Annotated in this window: 18 protein-coding genes; 11 read left to right on the forward strand and 7 right to left on the reverse strand. The window is 67.6% G+C overall.

The features are described from left to right. Window positions 1-13 precede the first annotated feature (13 nt). From pcaH to ACCQ09_RS01875, 6 genes are all read left to right on the forward strand, one after another. The gene (gene pcaH / locus ACCQ09_RS01850) at window positions 14-745 is read left to right on the forward strand and encodes a protocatechuate 3,4-dioxygenase subunit beta (protein WP_040942205.1); all 732 of its coding nucleotides are present in this window, start codon (window positions 14-16) and stop codon (window positions 743-745) included. Window positions 746-749: 4 nt separating this feature from the next. Then, window positions 750-1,313: a protocatechuate 3,4-dioxygenase subunit alpha gene (gene pcaG / locus ACCQ09_RS01855; RefSeq protein ID WP_040940443.1), complete on the forward strand. Its 564-nt coding sequence runs from the start codon at window positions 750-752 to the stop codon at window positions 1,311-1,313. Window positions 1,314-1,546: 233 nt separating this feature from the next. Then, window positions 1,547-2,899 (forward strand): 3-carboxy-cis,cis-muconate cycloisomerase, encoded by a 1,353-nt coding sequence (locus ACCQ09_RS01860; protein ID WP_040940444.1) that lies wholly within the window; start codon window positions 1,547-1,549, stop codon window positions 2,897-2,899. Window positions 2,900-2,908: 9 nt separating this feature from the next. Next, entirely contained in the window at window positions 2,909-3,691 is a 783-nt protein-coding gene (gene pcaD / locus ACCQ09_RS01865; protein ID WP_040940445.1) for a 3-oxoadipate enol-lactonase, read from the forward strand. A gap of 26 nt (window positions 3,692-3,717) precedes the next feature. Then, window positions 3,718-4,122: a 4-carboxymuconolactone decarboxylase gene (pcaC, locus tag ACCQ09_RS01870; protein WP_040940446.1), complete on the forward strand. Its 405-nt coding sequence runs from the start codon at window positions 3,718-3,720 to the stop codon at window positions 4,120-4,122. 485 nt (window positions 4,123-4,607) lie between these two features. Then, on the forward strand, window positions 4,608-5,534 hold the full coding sequence (locus ACCQ09_RS01875; RefSeq protein WP_012437134.1) for an alpha/beta hydrolase: 927 nt from the start codon (window positions 4,608-4,610) through the stop codon (window positions 5,532-5,534). Between the two features lie 15 nt (window positions 5,535-5,549). Here ACCQ09_RS01875 and ACCQ09_RS01880 read toward each other — a convergent pair whose 3' ends face one another. Then, entirely contained in the window at window positions 5,550-6,410 is an 861-nt protein-coding gene (locus tag ACCQ09_RS01880; protein ID WP_011035627.1) for an IclR family transcriptional regulator domain-containing protein, read from the reverse strand. A 151-nt stretch (window positions 6,411-6,561) separates the two neighbouring features. Here ACCQ09_RS01880 and ACCQ09_RS01885 point away from each other — a divergent pair, with 151 nt between their 5' ends. Both ACCQ09_RS01885 and ACCQ09_RS01890 read left to right on the forward strand, forming a co-directional pair. Further along, window positions 6,562-7,419: a PA4780 family RIO1-like protein kinase gene (locus tag ACCQ09_RS01885; RefSeq protein ID WP_011035628.1), complete on the forward strand. Its 858-nt coding sequence runs from the start codon at window positions 6,562-6,564 to the stop codon at window positions 7,417-7,419. A gap of 289 nt (window positions 7,420-7,708) precedes the next feature. Further along, window positions 7,709-8,677 (forward strand): alpha/beta hydrolase, encoded by a 969-nt coding sequence (locus ACCQ09_RS01890; protein ID WP_040940447.1) that lies wholly within the window; start codon window positions 7,709-7,711, stop codon window positions 8,675-8,677. Window positions 8,678-8,760: 83 nt separating this feature from the next. Here ACCQ09_RS01890 and ACCQ09_RS01895 read toward each other — a convergent pair whose 3' ends face one another. The 3 genes from ACCQ09_RS01895 to ACCQ09_RS01905 form a co-directional block, all read right to left on the reverse strand. Beyond that, on the reverse strand, window positions 8,761-9,471 hold the full coding sequence (locus ACCQ09_RS01895) for a DUF2490 domain-containing protein (RefSeq protein ID WP_011035630.1): 711 nt from the start codon (window positions 9,469-9,471) through the stop codon (window positions 8,761-8,763). A gap of 331 nt (window positions 9,472-9,802) precedes the next feature. Continuing rightward, on the reverse strand, window positions 9,803-11,707 hold the full coding sequence (gene mnmG / locus ACCQ09_RS01900) for a tRNA uridine-5-carboxymethylaminomethyl(34) synthesis enzyme MnmG (RefSeq protein ID WP_011035631.1): 1,905 nt from the start codon (window positions 11,705-11,707) through the stop codon (window positions 9,803-9,805). A gap of 552 nt (window positions 11,708-12,259) precedes the next feature. Next, complete coding sequence (locus ACCQ09_RS01905; RefSeq protein ID WP_011035632.1) at window positions 12,260-12,730, reverse strand: hypothetical protein; 471 nt, start codon at window positions 12,728-12,730, stop codon at window positions 12,260-12,262. A gap of 157 nt (window positions 12,731-12,887) precedes the next feature. Between ACCQ09_RS01905 and ACCQ09_RS01910 the strand changes: the two genes are divergently transcribed. From ACCQ09_RS01910 to ACCQ09_RS01920, 3 genes are read left to right on the forward strand one after another with little or no spacing between them, the layout of a single operon-like run. Further along, complete coding sequence (locus ACCQ09_RS01910; protein ID WP_011035633.1) at window positions 12,888-13,847, forward strand: pyridoxal-phosphate dependent enzyme; 960 nt, start codon at window positions 12,888-12,890, stop codon at window positions 13,845-13,847. Further along, window positions 13,832-14,449 carry a YdcF family protein gene (locus tag ACCQ09_RS01915; protein ID WP_011035634.1) on the forward strand — a complete coding sequence of 206 codons (618 nt, stop codon included), beginning with the start codon at window positions 13,832-13,834 and terminating at the stop codon, window positions 14,447-14,449. The genes ACCQ09_RS01910 and ACCQ09_RS01915 overlap by 16 nt, the downstream gene beginning before the upstream one ends. 43 nt (window positions 14,450-14,492) lie before the next feature. Further along, window positions 14,493-14,912 (forward strand): nuclear transport factor 2 family protein, encoded by a 420-nt coding sequence (locus ACCQ09_RS01920; protein ID WP_012437139.1) that lies wholly within the window; start codon window positions 14,493-14,495, stop codon window positions 14,910-14,912. Window positions 14,913-15,073: 161 nt separating this feature from the next. On the opposite strand, the gene lpxO is transcribed toward ACCQ09_RS01920, so the two are convergent. From lpxO to ACCQ09_RS01935, 3 genes are all read right to left on the reverse strand, one after another. Continuing rightward, the gene (gene lpxO / locus ACCQ09_RS01925) at window positions 15,074-15,979 is read right to left on the reverse strand and encodes a lipid A hydroxylase LpxO (protein WP_011035636.1); all 906 of its coding nucleotides are present in this window, start codon (window positions 15,977-15,979) and stop codon (window positions 15,074-15,076) included. 275 nt (window positions 15,980-16,254) lie between these two features. Beyond that, the gene (bioC, locus tag ACCQ09_RS01930) at window positions 16,255-17,139 is read right to left on the reverse strand and encodes a malonyl-ACP O-methyltransferase BioC (RefSeq protein WP_011035637.1); all 885 of its coding nucleotides are present in this window, start codon (window positions 17,137-17,139) and stop codon (window positions 16,255-16,257) included. Window positions 17,140-17,235: 96 nt separating this feature from the next. Then, on the reverse strand, window positions 17,236-18,018 hold the full coding sequence (locus ACCQ09_RS01935; RefSeq protein WP_016944935.1) for an SDR family oxidoreductase: 783 nt from the start codon (window positions 18,016-18,018) through the stop codon (window positions 17,236-17,238). Between the last annotated feature and the right edge of the window lie 476 nt (window positions 18,019-18,494).

Consider the following 18,494-nt stretch of genomic DNA (forward strand, 5'->3'; position numbering starts at 1 on the left):
GACGGAGATGCCGATGCACGACCTTCCCCCTGATACGCCGCCCGGCGATGTCCTGCTCGGCTATCGGCGCCCCCGCGCCGGCACGCAGCCTGCCTATCTGCATGCGCCGTATGCGTCCACCGCGTTGCGTGCGCCCACGCGTGCACCGATCGCCATGCCGGTCACGCTGTCGGAAGTCACCGGGCCACGGCCTTCGCAGATCACCCTGGGCGCGCATGCGGCCGACCTCACCGCCGGCTTTGCCGGTGAGCCACTGGGCGAGCGCATTATCGTGTCCGGCCGTGTGCTCGACGAAAACGGCGCGCCGGTCCGCAATAGCGTGGTGGAGGTCTGGCAATGCAATGCGGCCGGGCGCTACCAGCACGAAGGCGACCGCCACGATGCGCCGCTGGACCCCAACTTTCGTGGCACCGGCCAAGTGCTGACCGACGCGCACGGGCGCTACGCCTTCAAGACCATCAAGCCTGGCGCCTATCCCTGGCGCAACCACTACAACGCCTGGCGGCCGGCGCATATCCATTTCTCGCTGCATGGCGATGGCATCGGCCAACGCCTGATCACGCAGATGTATTTCCCCGGTGATCCGCTGCTGGCGCACGACCCGATCTACAACTGCGTGGACGACCCGCTGGCACGCGAACGCATGGTGTCCAGTTTCGATTGGGAGCACGCGGTGAGCGAATACGCGCTGGCCTATCGGTTCGACATCGTGCTGCGCGGCCGCAAGCAAACCGTCTGGGAGTGAGCCAATGAGCCTGCATGCAACGCCGTCGCAAACGGTTGGCCCGTACTACCGGCTGGGGCTGGAGCCCTTGTATCGCGCACAGATCGCACCGGAGCACGCGGCCGGCACGCAGGTGCAGATCAGCGGATGCGTGTTCGATGGTGCCGGCATGCCGGTGAGCGATGCGGTGTTGGAGCTGTGGCAGGCCGATGCCGCCGGCATCTATGCCCATGCGCACGATCCGCGCTGCGCCGCGCACGACCCCAATTTCGATGGCTGGGGCCGCGTGCCCACCGATGCACAGGGCCGCTACCGGCTCAGCACCATCCGGCCAGGCCCGGTGGCCGGTCCGAACGGGCAGCCGCAGGCGGCGCATCTGGTCGTGCTCGTGTTCATGCGCGGGCTGTTGCGCGGCGTGGCAACGCGGCTGTACTTCGCCGACGACCCACAACTGAGCGGTGACCCCATCCTTGCATTGGTGCCGCCCGAACGGCGCGGCACAATGCTGGCCCGCGCGCGCAGCGCCGGCGACTACGTGTGGGACATCCACATGCAGGGCGATGCCGAGACGGTGTTCTTCAGTTACTGATGGGCGCGTGCACTGAAACGCGTGCCTGACGAGGCAGTTGCTTGCACAGGTCGCCAGGTGGTGGGTGCATGCAAGCAGGGCCTGCACGGAGCGTCATCGGTGTGGCATCGCGCCCGCGCAAGCGAGGTGCCGATGCACGACCGCCGCTCACGCGAGCCGCGCGTCCGGCACGCGCATGGTTGGCACCTGTGCGCATCGGTGCCATGCTCCGGCCACGCCAAGAGATGCAATGCATGAGTGCAACGTTTTCCCTGCTGGGCGGCCTGTTTGGCGACCCCGCGTGCGATGAAGTGTTCGACGATGCCGCGCGCGTGCAGGCGATGCTGGACTTCGAGTCCGCGCTGGCCCAGGCGCAGGCGCAATGCAGGGTGATTCCGCAGGCGGCCGCGCAGGTCATTGCCGCCCAGTGCCACGCAGCGCAATACGACCTAGCCGCATTGGCGCAGGCCACCGCACTGGCCGGCAACCCTGCCATTCCGTTGATCAAGGAGCTGACCCGGCAGGTGGCCGCGCACGATGCCGATGCCGCGCGCTGGGTGCATTGGGGCGCCACCAGCCAGGACGTGATCGATACCGGCAGCGTGCTGCAACTGCGCGCGGCCTTCGACCTGCTGCTGCCGCGCCTGGACGCACTGTGCGCCTGCCTGGCGACGCTGGCCGCACGCGAGCGCGCCACCGGGCTGCCGGGCCGCACCCTGTTGCAGCAGGCGGTACCCGTGACCTTCGGGCTCAAGGCCGCCGGCTGGCTGGACGCCTTGCAGCGCGCACGCCGCCGCCTGCAGACCGCGCGCACCGAAGCCTTGGTGCTGCAATTCGGCGGCGCTGCCGGCACCCTGGCGGCGCTGGAAACGCGTGGGCTGGAGGTGGCGCAGGCCTTGGCGCATGCGCTGCAGTTGCCGCTGCCGGCGTTGCCCTGGCACACCGCGCGCGACCGCCTGGTGGAGGTCGGCTGCGCATTCGCGTTGCTGGCCGGCAGCCTGGGCAAGATCGGCGGCGATGTGGTGCTGCTGATGCAATCGGAAGTGGGCGAGGCGTTCGAGCCGGCGGCGGCGGGCAAGGGCGGCTCCTCGGCGATGCCGCACAAGCGCAACCCCGTGGCCGGCGTGGTGGCGGTCGCCGCGGCCGCGCGCGTGCCCGGGTTGGTGGCCACCTTGTTCGCCACGATGGCGCAGCCGCACGAGCGCGCGGCCGGGCAGTGGCATGCCGAATGGGAAACGCTACCGGAGATCGTGCGCCTGACCGCCGGCAGCCTGGCGCAGATGCAGGCCTGCCTGGCCGGGCTGGAACTGGACCGCACACGCATGCAGGCGCATCTGCACAGCCACGGTGGCGTGCTCTACGCGGAGGCCGCGGTGTTCGCACTGGCGCCGCAGCTGGGCAAGTCGCAAGCGCATACGCTGGTCGAACATGCGGTGGCGCGCGCGCAGTCGGCAGGGCGTCATCTGCGCGAGGAGCTGGCCGACGATCCTCACGTGCAGGCAATGCTCTCGCCGGAACAACTGGAGGCGATCTTCGCGCCCGACAGCTGGCGTGGCATGGCGTCGGTCTGGATCGACCGCGTCCTGGCCGCTGCACCTTCCCCCTGACGGTGGCCCATGGCATTTCTCCAGTTGCCGACACATCGCCTGCATTACCGCCTGGATGGCACCGAAGGACGCCCCTGGCTGACCTTCTGCAACTCGCTTGGCACCGACCTGCACATGTGGGACGTGCAGCTGGAGGCGCTTGCGCCGCACTACCGCATCCTGCGCTACGATCGCCGTGGTCACGGCTACTCCGAATCGCCGCCCGGCCCGTACAGCGTGGCCGACCTAGGCCAGGATGTGATTGCGCTCTGGGATGCGCTGCAGATTGCGCGCAGTGATTTCTGCGGGCTCTCGATCGGCGGGCTCACCGGCCAATGGCTCGGCCTCAACGTGCCGCAGCGATTGCGGCGGCTGGTGGTCTGCGCCACGGCGCAGAAGATCGGCAGCGCCGACACCTGGGCCACGCGGATCGAGCAGGTGCGCCACGACGGCTTGCCGGTGTTGATCGACGCCACGTTGCAGCGCTGGTTCACCCCGCACTTCGCCCTCTCGCATGCGCAGCGTCTGGACATGATCGCCGCCGCGTTCGTATCCACCTCCCCCGACGGCTACATCGCCTGTTGCCAGGCGGTGGCCGATGCCGATTTCCGTGGCGCACTGGACGCCCTGGAGGTGCCATTGCTGGCCATCGCCGGCGACGACGATCCGGTCTGCCCGCCCACCGACCTTCGCGACATCGCCTACGCGGTGCCCGACGGCCAGTACGCGCAGGTGCCCGGCCGCCACATCTGCAACCTGGAATCGCCGGCAGCGTTCAACGACGTACTGCTGGGTTTTCTCCAGGCCGAGTGAGCTTCCCCCAACTGCAAGGACACCCGATGCACGAAGACGAACGGTACCAGGCCGGCCTGCGCGAGCGCCGGCGCGTGCTGGGCGATGCGCATGTGGACCGCGCGCTGGCCGCGCGCACCGAGTTCACCGGCGAGTTCCAGGACATGATCACCCGCCACGCCTGGGGCACCATCTGGACCCGCGACGGCCTGCCCGCCCACACCCGCTCGCTGCTGACCCTGGCGATGATGGTGGCGCTGGGGTGTGATGAGGAATTCAAGCTGCATGTGCGTGCCGCGCGCAACAACGGCGTCACTGCCGCGCAGATCAAGGAAGTATTGCTGCAGGCAGCGATCTACTGCGGCGTGCCAGCGGCCAACCACGCCTTCGCGTTAGCGCAACCGATCCTGGAAGCACAGGCGGCCGAAGGTGAGCCGGCAACCGACGGTTAGCTGATCGGCACGATCGCGATCGCAGATGGCACGGCACACCATGCACGCGTAACGGATGAGACGCGTCGGCGGCCGCAGCACACATCAACACAAAGACATCGCACCCGATGCCACTCCTCCGCCAGGAAAGAGGCAGGGCGCGTGCACGGCGCAAGACCGTGTTGTGATCGAAGATGGTCAAGCGCATGGACGCGCCTCGCATGCGTCGTACCGGCGGCGGCCGCGCACCAACCATGCAATTGCACCGTAGTCGCTCTGCGTTGGAGAGGGTTCGTTGAGAGAACGCCGTGATCAACGATGGAGAACCACCCGCACGCGCGCCGCAAGAAACATATCCGACAGCAGCGCATCCCCGCACTGGTTCCGCCAGCGCATCGCCTGATCGCCAGCGGCCATGACACACCGCCCGCACTACGGCGATGATGCAGCCTCCCAATACGCCGGCCTGCCGCGTCCTTGCAGCGCCGCCATCCACGAGGCTCCACATGATGCTACGTCTCGCCTGCCTGGCAGTGCTGCTGCTCCTTACCTGCGGCGCGCAGGCGCAACCACAGCCCGGCCCGGGCACGCAGCGTGCGCAGGTGCAGGCCGACGATGGCCAGCCACTGGTGGTGTGGTCGCGGCTGCCGGCACGGCCGCGTGGCACGCTGCTGCTGGTGCATGGGCGCACCTGGAGTGCATTGCCCAACTTCGATCTGCAAGTGGCCGGCGAGCCTGCCGACACGCGCTCGGTGCTGGCGGCGTTGGCACAGGCGGGCCACGCGGTGTATGCGCTGGATCTGCGCGGCTATGGCGGCACCGCGCGCGATGGCAGCGGGTGGAACACGCCGGTACGCGCCATGGCTGACGTGCGCGCCACGCTGACATGGATCGCCAAGCGCCATCCCGGTCTGCCGCCGCCCGCACTGCTGGGGTATTCCAATGGCGCACGGGTGGCCTTGCTGCTCGCCCAGACGCAGCCGGAGCTGTTGTCGGCGCTGGTGCTGTATGGCTTTCCGGACGATGTCGATGCCGCGCCGCAGGCCGCCGCCGTGCCCGCACAGCCGCCGCGTGAACGCACCACCGCCGAAGCCGCTGGCTCGGACTTCATCACTGCCAATGCCGCGCCCGCCGCCGTACAGAAGGCGTATGTGGCCGCCGCACTCGCGGCCGACCCGGTGCGCACCGACTGGCGCGCGATGGAGCAATTCGCCTACCAGCCCGAGCAGGTGACGCGCGTGCCGGTGCTGCTGCTGCGCGGTGTGGATGACCCACTCGCCACGCAGTCAGAGAATGCGCACCTGTTCGCACGCCTGGGCAGCGCCGACCGCAGCTGGGTCACCTTGCCGCACGCCGACCATGTGGCGCATGTCGAAGACAGCCATGCCGCCTGGGTGGACGCGGTGGTCGCCTTCCTGCGCCGCCCGCGCTGAACCAGCCGGACACGCTCAGCTGAGCAGGGCGCCCAAGCGCTGCGCCGCCTGCTTGAGCGGCTCCACCCACTGGGTCTGCATCGTCTGCAGGCTCACCCGCCCGGCCTGCGCACCGATATTGAGCGCGGCAATCACCTCGCCACGCAGGTTGCGCACCGGCACCGCGATCGAGCGCAGGCCGATCTCCAGCTCCTGGTCGGTCAGGCAGACGCCTTCGCGGCGCGCCCGTGCCAGCACCTCGAGCAGGGCGGCGGGCTGGGTCACGGTGCGGTCGGTGCGCGGACGCAAGGTGGTGCGTTCCAGATAGGCCTGCAGCGTGTCGGCAGGCAGGGCCGCCAGCAGCACCCGCCCCATCGACGTGCAATAGGCCGGCAGGCGGGTGCCGGGCCGCAGCCCGATCGACATGATGCGCACGGTTTCCGCGCGTGCCACGTACAGCAGGTCATCGCCATCCAGCACCCCCAGCGAGCACGACTCGTGCACCTGGTCGCGCAGGCCATCCAGCACCGGCTGCGCCGCGGCGGTCATCGACGAGGACGCGGTGTACGCACCGCCCAGCCCCAGCACCCGCGGCAGCAACACATAGCCGCGGCCCTGCTCACCCACATAACCCAGGGCCGCCAGGGTGTGCAGCACGCGCCTGACTGCGGCGCGCGAGATGCCGGTCTCCAGGCTGATCTGCGACATCGTCACCTCGCGTGCGTGCTGGGCGAACACGCTCAGCACCACCAGCCCGCGCCCGAGCGAGGTCATGAAATCCGGGTCACCTTTGGCAGCGGCAATCTGCTGCATCAAGGCATGCGGCAGGCCGCGCTCGCTGCTGGCGATGGCCGGCGCGGCGGGACGTTTGCGGCGGGAAGAGGTGGGCTCGGGCATCGCATCGCGCTAGGGGCAGGTGCCTGCATGGTAAGCGCATCGTCCCAATGCATGGCCCCGGTCTCAGCTTGGCCCCGTACGGGGTGAGCGCTTCACCCTGCTTGACGCATAATCGTCACTGGTCTTTTTCCTGCGTTGGTTCCCTTCCTCCATGAAAACCCCCAAGGGCCTGCAACCGCTGATCGACGATGGCGTCATCGACGAAGTGTTGCGACCACTGAAAAGCGGCAAGGAAGCCTCCGTCTACGTGGTCAGCGCGGGCGAAGACATCCTGTGCGCGAAGGTCTACAAGGACATGGCGCAGCGCAGCTTCCAGGCGCGCGTGCAATACCAGGAAGGACGCAAGGTGCGCGGCAGCCGCCAGGCCCGTGCGATGGGCAAGGCCACCAAGTTCGGCCGCAAGGAAGCCGAGACCGCCTGGAAGAACACCGAGGCCGACGCGCTCTACCAACTGGTGGACGCCGGCGTGCACGTGCCCAAGCCGCGCGGCTATTTCCACGGCGTGCTGCTGATGGACCTGGTGACCGACGACGCCGGCCACAGCGCGCCACGGCTGGGCGAAGTGGAACTGGAGCCGGAACAGGCGCGCCTCTTCCACACCAGCCTGGTCGGCGACGTGGTCAAGATGTTGTGCCTGGGCCTGGTGCATGGCGACCTCTCCGAATACAACGTGCTGGTCTCGCCCGACGGCCCGGTGGTGATCGACTTCCCGCAGGTGGTCAGCGCGGCCGGCAACAACGCCGCACGCGACATGTTGCTGCGCGACGTGCACAACCTGCGCGACTGCCTGGGCCGATTCGCCCCCGAGCTGCTGGACACTTATTACGGCGAAGAAATGTGGGCGTTGTTCGAAAAGGGCGAGCTGCGCCCGGACAGTGCATTGACCGGCCGTTTCACCTTCGACACCAAGCGCGCCGACGTGCGTGCCATCCGCGCCTCGATCGAGGACGCGCGCCAGGAAAACCTGATCCGTCAGCAGGGCCGCGAGGCGGCCGCCGAAGACGATTGATCGCGATGGCTGCAGCAGGTGTGGCTGCGGCGTTGCCAGCGGCTAACGCTGCTGTCTAAAGGCTGCTGCGGCCATCCGCAATAGCGCTTGGCTGCCTGTGTCTAACGGCACGCACACGTGACGCCAGCATGGACGATGCCGCGGTGATGCGCCTGGCCAATACGCTGCATTGCAGTGACCTATCTGCATCGACATCACGCGCATGATCGAAACAATTGATGAATCGTAATGGTTAAAGGCCATAACAATCTGGCAAGCTCGGCCTCTCTCATCGCTGCTGGAGTCCGTCATGGAATTCGATCCCGATGTCGTGCGCTTGTTCGCGCAGCTGCAGCAAGCGGGGCAGCCCCCGATGGAGGCGCTGCCGTTGCAGGAAGCACGCGCCATGATGCGCGGCATGGGAGCGCAGCTGGGATTTCCACGGCTGCCGATGGCGCAGGTGACCGACCTGCAGGCCGACACTGCCGCCGGCACGGTGCCGCTACGTCTGTACCGGCCGCCGGGCCTGGACGACACGCCCGCACCCACGTGCCTGTTCGTGCACGGCGGTGGCGGTGTGGTGGGGGATCTGGACTCGCATGACGATGTCTGCCGGCAGCTGGCGGCACGCACGCCGTGTCAGGTGCTGGCGGTGGACTATCGCCTCGCGCCCAAACATCCGGCGCCGGCCGGCGTGGAGGATGTCATCGCCACGCTGCACTGGCTGGCCGAGCATGCCGACGCGGTGGGCGCCGATCCGCAGCGTCTTGCGATCTGCGGTGACAGTATCGGAGGTGGCATGGCGGCGGTAGCGGCGATCACTGCACAGCAGCGAGGTATCGCGTTGCGCTGTCAGCTGTTGCTGTACCCGCTGACGGATGCGCGCCCGGATACCGGCGTGCATCCCTCACGCGGCCGCAATGCCGAGATCCCGCCGCTGACCCGCAGCGCGGTGCAGTTCTTCAATCGCCTGTTGCTGCCGGACATGCGCCTGGCCGACCACTGGCACATCTCCGTGCTGCTGGCGCCGGACGTGGCCGGCGTGGCGCCGGCACTGGTGGTGCTGGCCGACCGCGACATCCTGCACGACGAGGGACTGCAATACGCCGAGCGCCTGCGCACCGCCGGCGTGGAAGTCACCCAGCGCACCTGTGTCGGCATGATCCATGGCTTCATCACCATGGGCGGCGTGATCCGTGCGGCCGAGGAAACCATCGACCTGGCGGCGCTGATGCTGCGGCAACGGCTGCTGCCAGTGCAGCCACGCTTTGCCGCGTAGCCAACACGTGCCTCGGCGCGCCGGCGGCGCATTCAACGCATTACCGAAAGGCCGCGACCAAGTCGCGCGGCCTGTGCGTGCGCTCAGAAATTGAAGCGGAAGGTGGTCATCAAGACGTGGTTTTCGCGGTCGATCGTGCGGTTATTGACGAACTGATTCAAATACCCGACATCGACATTGGAGATTGCATTGAACTTCCAGTTGATGCCCACGAACACCCGGTTCTGATCGATGCCGCTGCGTGCGCCCCACTGGGTCTGATCCAGATTGACGAACAGCTCGTTGAATGCCACCCACGACAACTGCGGGCTCAGGCTGCTCGGACGCACGGCCCTGATCATCTGCCGCACCCGGTAGCCTTCATCGCTGAAGCCCTCGCGGTGGCGTTGCTCCAGACGCGTGCGGCTGGTGATGGTGATGTTGGCGATCGGATCGAACTGATACTGGAACTGCCCCCACCAGCGATTTTCGCGATTGGACGACTGCCCGGCCGGGTGGCTGATGATGGTGTCGTAGCCCATCCAGACACTGGCTTTGGGATTGAGCCGGTAGAACACGGCAGGGCGCAGGATCAATTGATCGAACTGCTCGCCTTCCTCGCGCCAGCGCGGGTGCACGTCCATGCTCCAGTAAAGATTCTCGACCGGCAGCTTGCCTTGCGCATACACGCTCAGCCAGTAACGCCCGTCTTCTTCGGTCTGGGCCGCCGCCTGCGAGGTGCTGCCCAGCATCAGCAACAGGGCGGGACAGGCGATTCGGTAGGTTGCCGTCAGCAGCGCACGCAGTTTGTTCATGATCAGGAAGTCGTCAGTGGTGCCTGAGCATACCAACTCGGTCGCGACCGCCATCAAACTTCGCGGCATCCGCCGTGCGATACGGCCCGATCACTTCGCACCGGGCGACATGAGCTCGCTGCGTGACATCTGTTGGCAATCAGCGCCTGCGTATCGGTGCCCTCGATCTCTCCCGAACGATCGGCCGAGTCGAGCAGACACGTGAGGGTTCTGCGGGTAACCAACTGCACGGCAGCCAGAAACATCCGTCACTCACGCCAATGCAGACTTCAAGACCGGGGCGGCGCGTGTGACGTCACGCCGCCGCTGTCCTGCGCACCGACCACTAGCGTCACGCCACCTGGCTGCGCCGCGCGCGTTCCAGGTGCACCAGCAGCAGCGAGATCGCGGCCGGGGTCATGCCCGGAATGCGCTGTGCCTGGCCGATACTTTGCGGGCGCACGCGTTCAAGTTTCTGCTGCACTTCCATCGACAGGCCACGCACGCCGGCGTAGTCGAAGCCTTCCGGGATCGGAGTCGTTTCGTGGCGCTGCTGGCGGGCGATTTCGTCGCGCTGACGATTCAGGTAACCGGCGTATTTGACGCCGATTTCCACTTGTTCGGCGACCTGCGCATCGTCCACGCCCGGGCCCAGCGTCGGCACCCGCATCAGCGCGGCGTAGCTGAGTTCCGGGCGCTTGATCAGGTCCAGCACATTGGTCTCGCGGCTCATCGGCACGCCCAGGGTGTCGACCACCTCGCGGCCCAGGGCATTGCCCGGCGTGGCCCAGAGTGCCGACAGGCGCGCAGTTTCGCGCTGCACCGCCTCCTGCTTGCTGGAAAAGCGTGCCCAGCGCGCATCGTCGACCAGGCCCATGGCGCGGCCCACGCCGGTCAGCCGCAGATCGGCGTTGTCTTCGCGCAGCTGCAGCCGGTATTCGGCGCGGCTGGTGAACATGCGGTACGGCTCGGTGGTGCCGTGGGTGATCAGGTCGTCCACCAGTACGCCCAGGTAGGCTTCGTCGCGGCGCGGCGACCAGGCCGGCAGCGCCTGCGCCTGGCGTGCAGCGTTGAGCCCGGCCAACAGGCCCTGCGCGGCGGCTTCTTCGTAACCGGTGGTGCCGTTGATCTGCCCGGCGAAGAACAGCCCGCCCACCGCCTTGGTTTCCAGCGAGGCTTTGAGCCCGCGCGGGTCGAAGAAGTCGTACTCGATCGCGTAGCCCGGGCGGGTGATATGCGCCTGCGCAAAACCGCGGATCGAGCGCACCAGCGCCAGTTGCACGTCGAACGGCAGCGAGGTGGAAATACCGTTGGGATAGATCTCGGTGACGTCCAGGCCTTCCGGTTCGACAAAGATCTGATGGCTGGTCTTGTCGGCGAAACGCACCACCTTGTCTTCGATCGACGGGCAGTAGCGCGGGCCAATGCCCTCGATCTGCCCCGAATACAGCGGCGAGCGGTGCAACGCGCCACGGATGATGTCGTGGGTCTGCTCGGTGGTATGGGTGATCCAGCAGCTGACCTGGGTCGGGTGGTCGCTGACCTGGCCCATGAACGACATCACCGGCAGCGGGTCATCACCTGGCTGCTCATCCATCATCGTGTAGTCGAGGGTACGCCCATCAATACGCGGCGGAGTTCCGGTCTTGAGGCGATCGATGGCGAACGGGCGCTCGCGCAGACGCGCTGCCAGCGTGGTGGCCGGCGGGTCGCCCATGCGCCCGGCCGCGTATTGGGTCTCGCCGACATGGATCTTGCCGGCCAGGAAGGTGCCTGCGGTCAGGACCACGGCCGTGGCCTCGAAGCGCAGCCCGGTCTGGGTGATCACCCCACGCACGCTGTCGCCTTCGGCGGCACCGTTGTGGATGATCAGATCGTCCACTGCCGCCTGGAACACGGTCAGGTTGGGCTGCGCTTCGACGATGCGGCGGATGGCGCTGCGGTACAGGTTGCGGTCTGCCTGGCAGCGGGTGGCCCGCACCGCCGGCCCCTTGGAGGCATTGAGGGTGCGCCACTGGATGCCGGCCAGGTCCGCCGCCTTGGCCATCGCCCCGCCCAGTGCGTCGATCTCCTTGACCAGGTGCCCCTTGCCGATCCCACCGATGGCCGGGTTGCAGCTCATCGCGCCCACGGTCTCGATGTTGTGGGTCAGCAACAGCGTGCGTGCACCGGCGCGGGCAGCCGCCAGCGCCGCCTCGGTGCCGGCGTGGCCGCCACCAATCACGATGACGTCGTAGCGATAGAAGGAGTCGGACATGGGCGTGGACCAGAAGCAGGAGGAAGACCAGCGGCCGCGAACGTAGCGGCTGAAGGGCGGTTTGCGGCATTAACACGTGAAATATGTGACTCAAGTCACATTATTGAACACTGGCACTCAAGTTGGCATGTTTCGTGCGGATATCCCCACTGCACCCGTCGTGGCATTGCGACATGGGCGCAAGGCTGGAATTGGAACAGGGGCCAGCCGCGCGTGCGATGGGGTAGCGTAAGGGCCGGTAGTCGGGGGACTGCCGGCCCTTAGTTTTATCTGCACGTCGCCAGCGCACACGCTCTGGCCTGCTTCGCAACGCTCCAATGCACAAAGCCCCGGCATGCCGGGGCTTTGTGCATTGGAGGCGCCGATATCCGACAGGGCCGGAACAGGGGGGATCCAGATTTCCCTGTCGGACATCGACATAAGTCGGTCAGTGGAGTGGCCAGGTCAGAAAACGACGTGGCGGGTCACACAGTGCACCTAGCTTGCAGCCAAGTGCAGACTGAACGCAAGCCCCCAACATTGCCAAGTGTGGGCTGCGTCGCAGTCAGCCGATCAGGGAATCTGCTGGCGCGTATTGCGTGGTGCGGTCTGCCGCTGGATCTCGCGGATCACCCGCGGCGGAGCGCCGATACGCGGCGGCTGCGCCGGACGCGGTGGCGCGCCGGTGGCTGGCGGCGGGTTGGGGCGCTGCGGGCGCGGACCGTTGGGCCGGCCATTCGGGCGCGGGCCATTCGGCCGGGGACCATAGTTGTTGTAGGGACGGTACTGCGGACGTCGATCGTACTCGCGGTAATAATAGCCGCCGCCGCCGCGATAGACCGGGTACACCGGATAGTCGTACAGACCGATCCCGCCGGCCCCGTAAGGGCTGCCATAGGAATACGGCGCATAGCCCGGCGGGTAGCGGTACTGCACCGCGGGCGCACCACGGTAATACCCACCCGACCCGGCGCCGGTGTAGTCGTACGTCGCGCAGCCGCTCAAGGCCAGCAGGCCGGCGGCAAGGATCAGACGGAATTTCATGGATGGTGCCCTCCTGCAACCATGGTGTCACTGTCGAACCGCGGCATTGAATCGGTCCTTAACTGTGCGGTGATGGCGCGTATGTTCATTGAACGAGCATGCGCGGGACGCCGACCCTCGACCGTGAAGAGTGAGGCGATACGTTAATCTTGGGAGCATGATCGAAACGCTTCTTCCTGCCTATTCCGACGTCCTGCAGGCGGCTGCACGCATTGCCCCGCACACCGCACCGACCCCGTTGCTGCGCTCGCACACGCTGGACACGCTCAGCGGTGCGCAGCTGATGTTCAAGGCCGAGCACCTGCAGCGCAGCGGTGCGTTCAAATTCCGCGGCGCCTGCAATGCGGTCTGGGCGTTGCCGGCCGAGACCGCCGCACATGGCGTGGTGACGCACTCTTCCGGCAACCATGGCGCGGCGCTGGCACTGGCCGCGCGCACCCGCGGCATCGGCTGCCATGTGGTGGTGCCCGAAGGCGCGGTGGCTGCCAAGCTGGCCAATATTTCCCGGCATGGCGCCACCTTGTGGCGCTGCGCGCCGACCATCGCTGCGCGCGAGCAGCTATGCGCCGAGGTCCAGGCCAGCAGCGGTGCGACCCTGGTTCACCCGTATACCGATCCGGCGGTGATTGCCGGCCAGGGCACCGCAACGCTGGAGCTGTTGCACGACAGCGGCGGCCTGGATGTGCTGGTGGCGCCCGTGGGCGGCGGCGGGCTGGCGGCCGGGGCGGCCCTGGCGCTGCAGGCTTCGCCCGGTTGCGCGCTGGTGCTGGCCGAGCCGGCGGGTGCAGCCGACACCGCGCGGTCGCTGGCGGCAGGGCAGCGGCTGGTGGACTTCGTTCCCGACACCGTGTGCGACGGGCTGCGCGGCACCCTGGGGGCGCCCAACTTCGCGCTGCTGCAGGCCGCCGGAGCGCAGGTCATCACCGTTGACGATGCCGCCGTGGTGCAGGCCATGCGCCTGCTCTGGCAGGTCTTGAAACAGGTGGTGGAACCGTCGTCGGCCATCGCGCTGGCGGCCGTGCTGGCCGACCCGGCGCGCTTTGCCGGGAAGCGGGTGGGCGTCATCTTGTCTGGCGGCAACGTCGACCTGGACGCCTTGCCGTGGGCCGCCGCGTGAGCAGGCCTTCGCGCGGGCTCGGCCTGTGGGGTTGGGGGTGGCGGCTGTGCATGCTGGCGCTGATCTGGCTGGTGGGCGTGGCCGGCTGGATCGTCTGGGTGGGCGACCGCGACCAGGCCGCACCGGCTGACGTGATCATCGTGCTGGGCGCGGCGGCCTACGACGCGCGCCCCTCTCCCGTGTTCGAAGAGCGCATCCGGCACGCGCTGGACCTGTATGCACGCGGCTACGCGCCGCATCTGCTGTTCACCGGCGGCTTCGGCAACGGGGCGCGTTTTGCCGAATCCCAGGTGGCGCGGCGCTACGCGCTGCGGCACGGCGTGCCGTCGGAAGCCATCGTGATCGAGACCAGCTCGCGTACCACCCGGCAGAACCTGCTGCAGGCGCGCGCGCTGATGGAGCGGCATGGCATGCACCGGGCGATCATCGTCAGTGACCCGCTGCACATGGCGCGCGCGCTGCGGCTGTGCCAGGAGCTGGGCGTGGATGCGCTGGCGTCGTCCACCCCGAGCACGCGCTTCCGCAGCTTCCACACCAGCTGGCGCTTCCTGTTGCAGGAGGTCTATTACTTCCACCGCGATCTGGTGGTGCAGGGCGCCTGATGCCGGGCCTATGATGGCGGCTTTCCCAGCGGCAGGTTCGAGCATGAGCGAGAGCAATCGGCAAGGCGCCACCGGCCTGGTCCAGGCCTACTACGAGGCATTCAACCGCGGCGATTGGGACGCCATGCTGGCGTTCCTGGCCGAGGACGTCGCCCACGACCTCAACCAGGGGCCACGCGAGATCGGCCGGGCGGCCTTCGCCAGCTTCCTGCAGCGCATGAACGACAGCTACCGCGAGCAGCTGCGCGACATCGTGGTGACTGCCAATGACGAAGGCACGCGCGTCGGCGCCGAGTACGTGGTGCATGGCGTCTATCACACCACCGACGAAGGCCTGCCGGATGCGAACGGGCAAACCTATGTGCTGCCCGGCGGCGCGTTCTTCGATGTGCGCGATGGGCAGATCACGCGGGTGACCAATTACTACAACCTGCAGGAATGGATTGCGCAGGTGTCGCGCTGACGCCACGGCTGCTGCGGTGCAGGTTGGCTAAATCTGCACTGGACTGCGTAGGAGCGCGCTCGCGCGCAATGAAGCGTTATCGATAACGCCACATCGCGCGCGAGCGCGCTCCTACGTGGTTGGTCGGGCATTGCAGTAGCTGACGGGCGTGGTGGTTTGCGTTACAGCAGCACGATGCCCACGACCACCAGCACGAAGATGCCCCACTTGAGCGTCTGGTAGAGCGGGTTGTTGCGCTCCTTCAGCGCCTTGGCCTTGAGCCGGGCGGCGTAGAAATACCGGAACACCCGGTTGATGCCGCCGGTCTTGTCGCCTTCCTGGTTCGGCGAGGCGCCGGCCGAGAGCAGGCTGCGGCCGACGAAGCGGTTCACCGCCGCCGCCCAGCGCCAGCGCATCGGGCGCTCGATATCGCAGAACAGGATGATGCGGTCCTGGTCGGTGTCGTTGCGCGCGTGGTGGATGTAGGTCTCGTCGAACATGGTCCACTCGCCGTCGCGCCAGCTGTGGCGCTGGCCGTCGACGTCGATGAAGCAGCGGTCGTCATTGGGCGTGGCCAGGCCCAGGTGCAGCCGCATGGAGCCGGCGAACGGGTCGCGGTGCGGACGCAGTTCGCTGCCCGGCGGCAGCTCGGCGAACATCGCCGCCTTGACCGTGGGAATGGAGCGCAGCAGCGCGGTGGTCTGCGGGCACAGCTCGGCCGCCGACGGGTGCGCGGTGCCGTACCACTTCAGGTAGAAGCGCTTCCAGCCGCGGCGGAAGAACGAATTGAAGCCGATGTCGGTGTAGCCGTCGGCAGCACGGATCTTCTGCATCTGCTGCAGCGCCACTGCCTCGTCGCGAATCAGCGTCCAGTTCGCGCGCAACGGGGCCAGCTCCGGAAATTCCTTGCCCGGATCGATGAACGGCGTGGTCGGCACCCGCGAACACAGATACATCAGCGTGTTGATCGGGGCCATGAAGGTGGAATGGTCCAGCAGCTGCCGGCTGAGCCGGTGGCGCACGCGACCGCGGTAATGGATGTACAGCGCTGAGGCAATGAACAGCGCGATGATGAGCCACTTCAACATTGGGGAGGCCGGTTGGGGGCGGGGGCCGTTAACTGGTGAATTCTACCGGTTGCAAGCGCCGAGCCTGCCTGATCGGGATGGGCCCGGCGGTAATACTGTGTCCTACCGATGACCGGCGACATGCGCCGGCAGGGTGTGCGCCGCTTGCGTGCGGTTGGCGCACCGTGGCGCGGGCGCCGGGGTGCTGTCGGAGGCAACGGGGACCGAAGCAGGCGACTGGTGCATGCCGCGGCCGCGCCTGCCTGGCGGCTGCGCGCGCGCAGTGATCGCCACGCTTAGTCCTGGCGGCGGCGGATCGGGATCGCGCCCACCGGCACGCTGGCGATGTCCTGCCCGCGTTCGCGGATCGGAGCGCCCGGCGCCGGTGCCCAGGCGTGCGCGTAGATGACTTCCCACGAACTGGGCAGGGTGCCATCGGGCCGCCGCAGGGGTTCGTAGGCCGCACTGGCGGCGGCGAAGCGGCCGCGGCCGGTCAGCGTGGCGCGGCGGTTGCTGAGCGCATTGGTGGCGCCCATCGCGCGCAACTCGCGCATCAAGGCCGGCAGGTCGTTGTAGGTGAGGGTGAACAGGTCGCGGTCCAGCACCGGGTCGCGGAAGCCGGACATCATCAGCGCATCGCCAAACTGCGCAATCGGCGGGAACCGGCTCACATGCGGGGCCGGGTCGGCCTGCGCGAAGGCCTCGCGCAGTTCGATCAACGTTTCCGGGCCGAAGGTGGAGCACAGCAGCAGGCCGCCGGGCCGCAACGCACGCCGAAAGCCGGCAAACACCGCCGGCAGGTCTTCCACCCACTGCAGGCACAGATTGCTGAAGATCACATCCACGCTGCCATCGGCCACCGGCAGCGCGCGGGCATCGGCGCAGACCTGCGCAAACGGCTTCCACCAACCCGCAGTCTTGCGCGCCTGGCGCAGCATCGGCAGTGCCTGGTCGAGCGCGATCACCTGCGCCTTGGGCCAGCGTTTCTTGATCGTGGCGCTGGCATGGCCCGGGCCGGCACCCACATCCAGCACCACCTTGGGCGCGGTGTCGCCGAGATAGTCGAGCGACTCCAGCAGGCGCGTTTCCACCTCGCGTTGCAGGGCGGCGGCGGCGGCATAGCTGCTGGCGGCACGCGCGAAGGCGCGCCGGACGTGGCGGGGGTCGAAAGTGCTGTTCATTGCCGCGCTATTGTCGCCGCTGCACGCCGCCGAGGGAATTGCCGCAGCGACACGGTGTGATGCGCGGCGGCGTGTTGATGCGCAGCGCCAGTGGCGTCAAAACGTGCCCGGGTAGGCGCCGCCGTCGATCAGCAGGTTCTGTCCGGTGATGTAGCCGGCCTGGGCACTGCACAGGAATGCGCAGGCCGCGCCGAACTCGTCCGGCTCGCCAAAGCGCCCGGCCGGGATGCCGGCGCGTTTGTGCGCGGCCACCGCCTCGGCGCTGGTGCCTTGTTGCTCGGCGATCGCGGCGAAGTTGCCGCGCAGCCGGTCGGTGGCGAACTGGCCCGGCAACAGGTTGTTGAGGGTGACGTTGTCGGCCACGGTGCTGCGCGCCAGCCCGGCCACGAAGCCGGTGAGACCGGCGCGCGCGCCGTTGGACAGGCCCAGGATGTCGATCGGCGCCTTCACCGCGCTGGAGGTGATGTTGACGATGCGGCCGAAGCGCCGCGCGCGCATCGCATCGACCGTGGCGCGGATCAGTTCGATCGGGGCCAGCATGTTGGCGTCGAGCGCACGCAGCCAGTCCGCGCGCTCCCACTGACGGAAATCGCCCGGCGGCGGCCCGCCGGCGTTGTTGATCAGGATGTCGACCTGCGGGCAGGCGGCCAGCGCAGCGGCACGGCCTTCGCTGGTGGTGATGTCGGCGACGACGCTGCGTACCTCACCCGCGCCGGGCAGGGCGCGCAAGTTGCTGGCGGACTGCTCCAAAGCCTCGCGGCCACGCGCGACAATCACGACATTGGCGCCTTCGCGTGCCAGCGCCTGTGCGCAGCCCAGGCCCAAGCCCTTGCTGGCGGCACATACCAAGGCCCAGCGCCCGGCGATTCCCAGATCCATGCGGTGCTCCTTCAAATCAACGAATGCGCATGATCGGTGATCGCGACTGCACGGCGAGTGCTGGTGGATCGGACAGTGTGTTGATTGGCGGTAGTCCGAGGCAGTGATCTCGCATTGCGTGGCGATTCGCGATCACTGCAATGGCTGCGAGAGGCGGCTGCGATGCGTGCTGCGTGGATTGCCGCGGCTCATGGGCGCGGTGGCACCAGGACGGCATGAGCTCATCATCTCAGGTGTGCGTTTTAGTTGGTCGGGCGCACATCCTGCGCAGGATGCGCGCACCCGTCTTCTCATCCGGGATCAGCAGGTCGTCGATGCGGATTGAAACGCCTGAGTGGCTTGCGTACGTACAGGCCGGTGTACGGCAGCTTGTCGACGTACAAGCGCGTGTCCTTCAGGCCCGGCAGACGTAGCTGGAGTTGATCAGGCGCGAGATGCTGTTGCACTGACCGTCGATAGCGACGGGAAACAAAAAA

Origin of the sequence: Xanthomonas sp. NCPPB 2586 (assembly GCF_041475775.2) — a bacterium.
In the GTDB taxonomy this organism is placed as follows: domain Bacteria; phylum Pseudomonadota; class Gammaproteobacteria; order Xanthomonadales; family Xanthomonadaceae; genus Xanthomonas; species Xanthomonas campestris.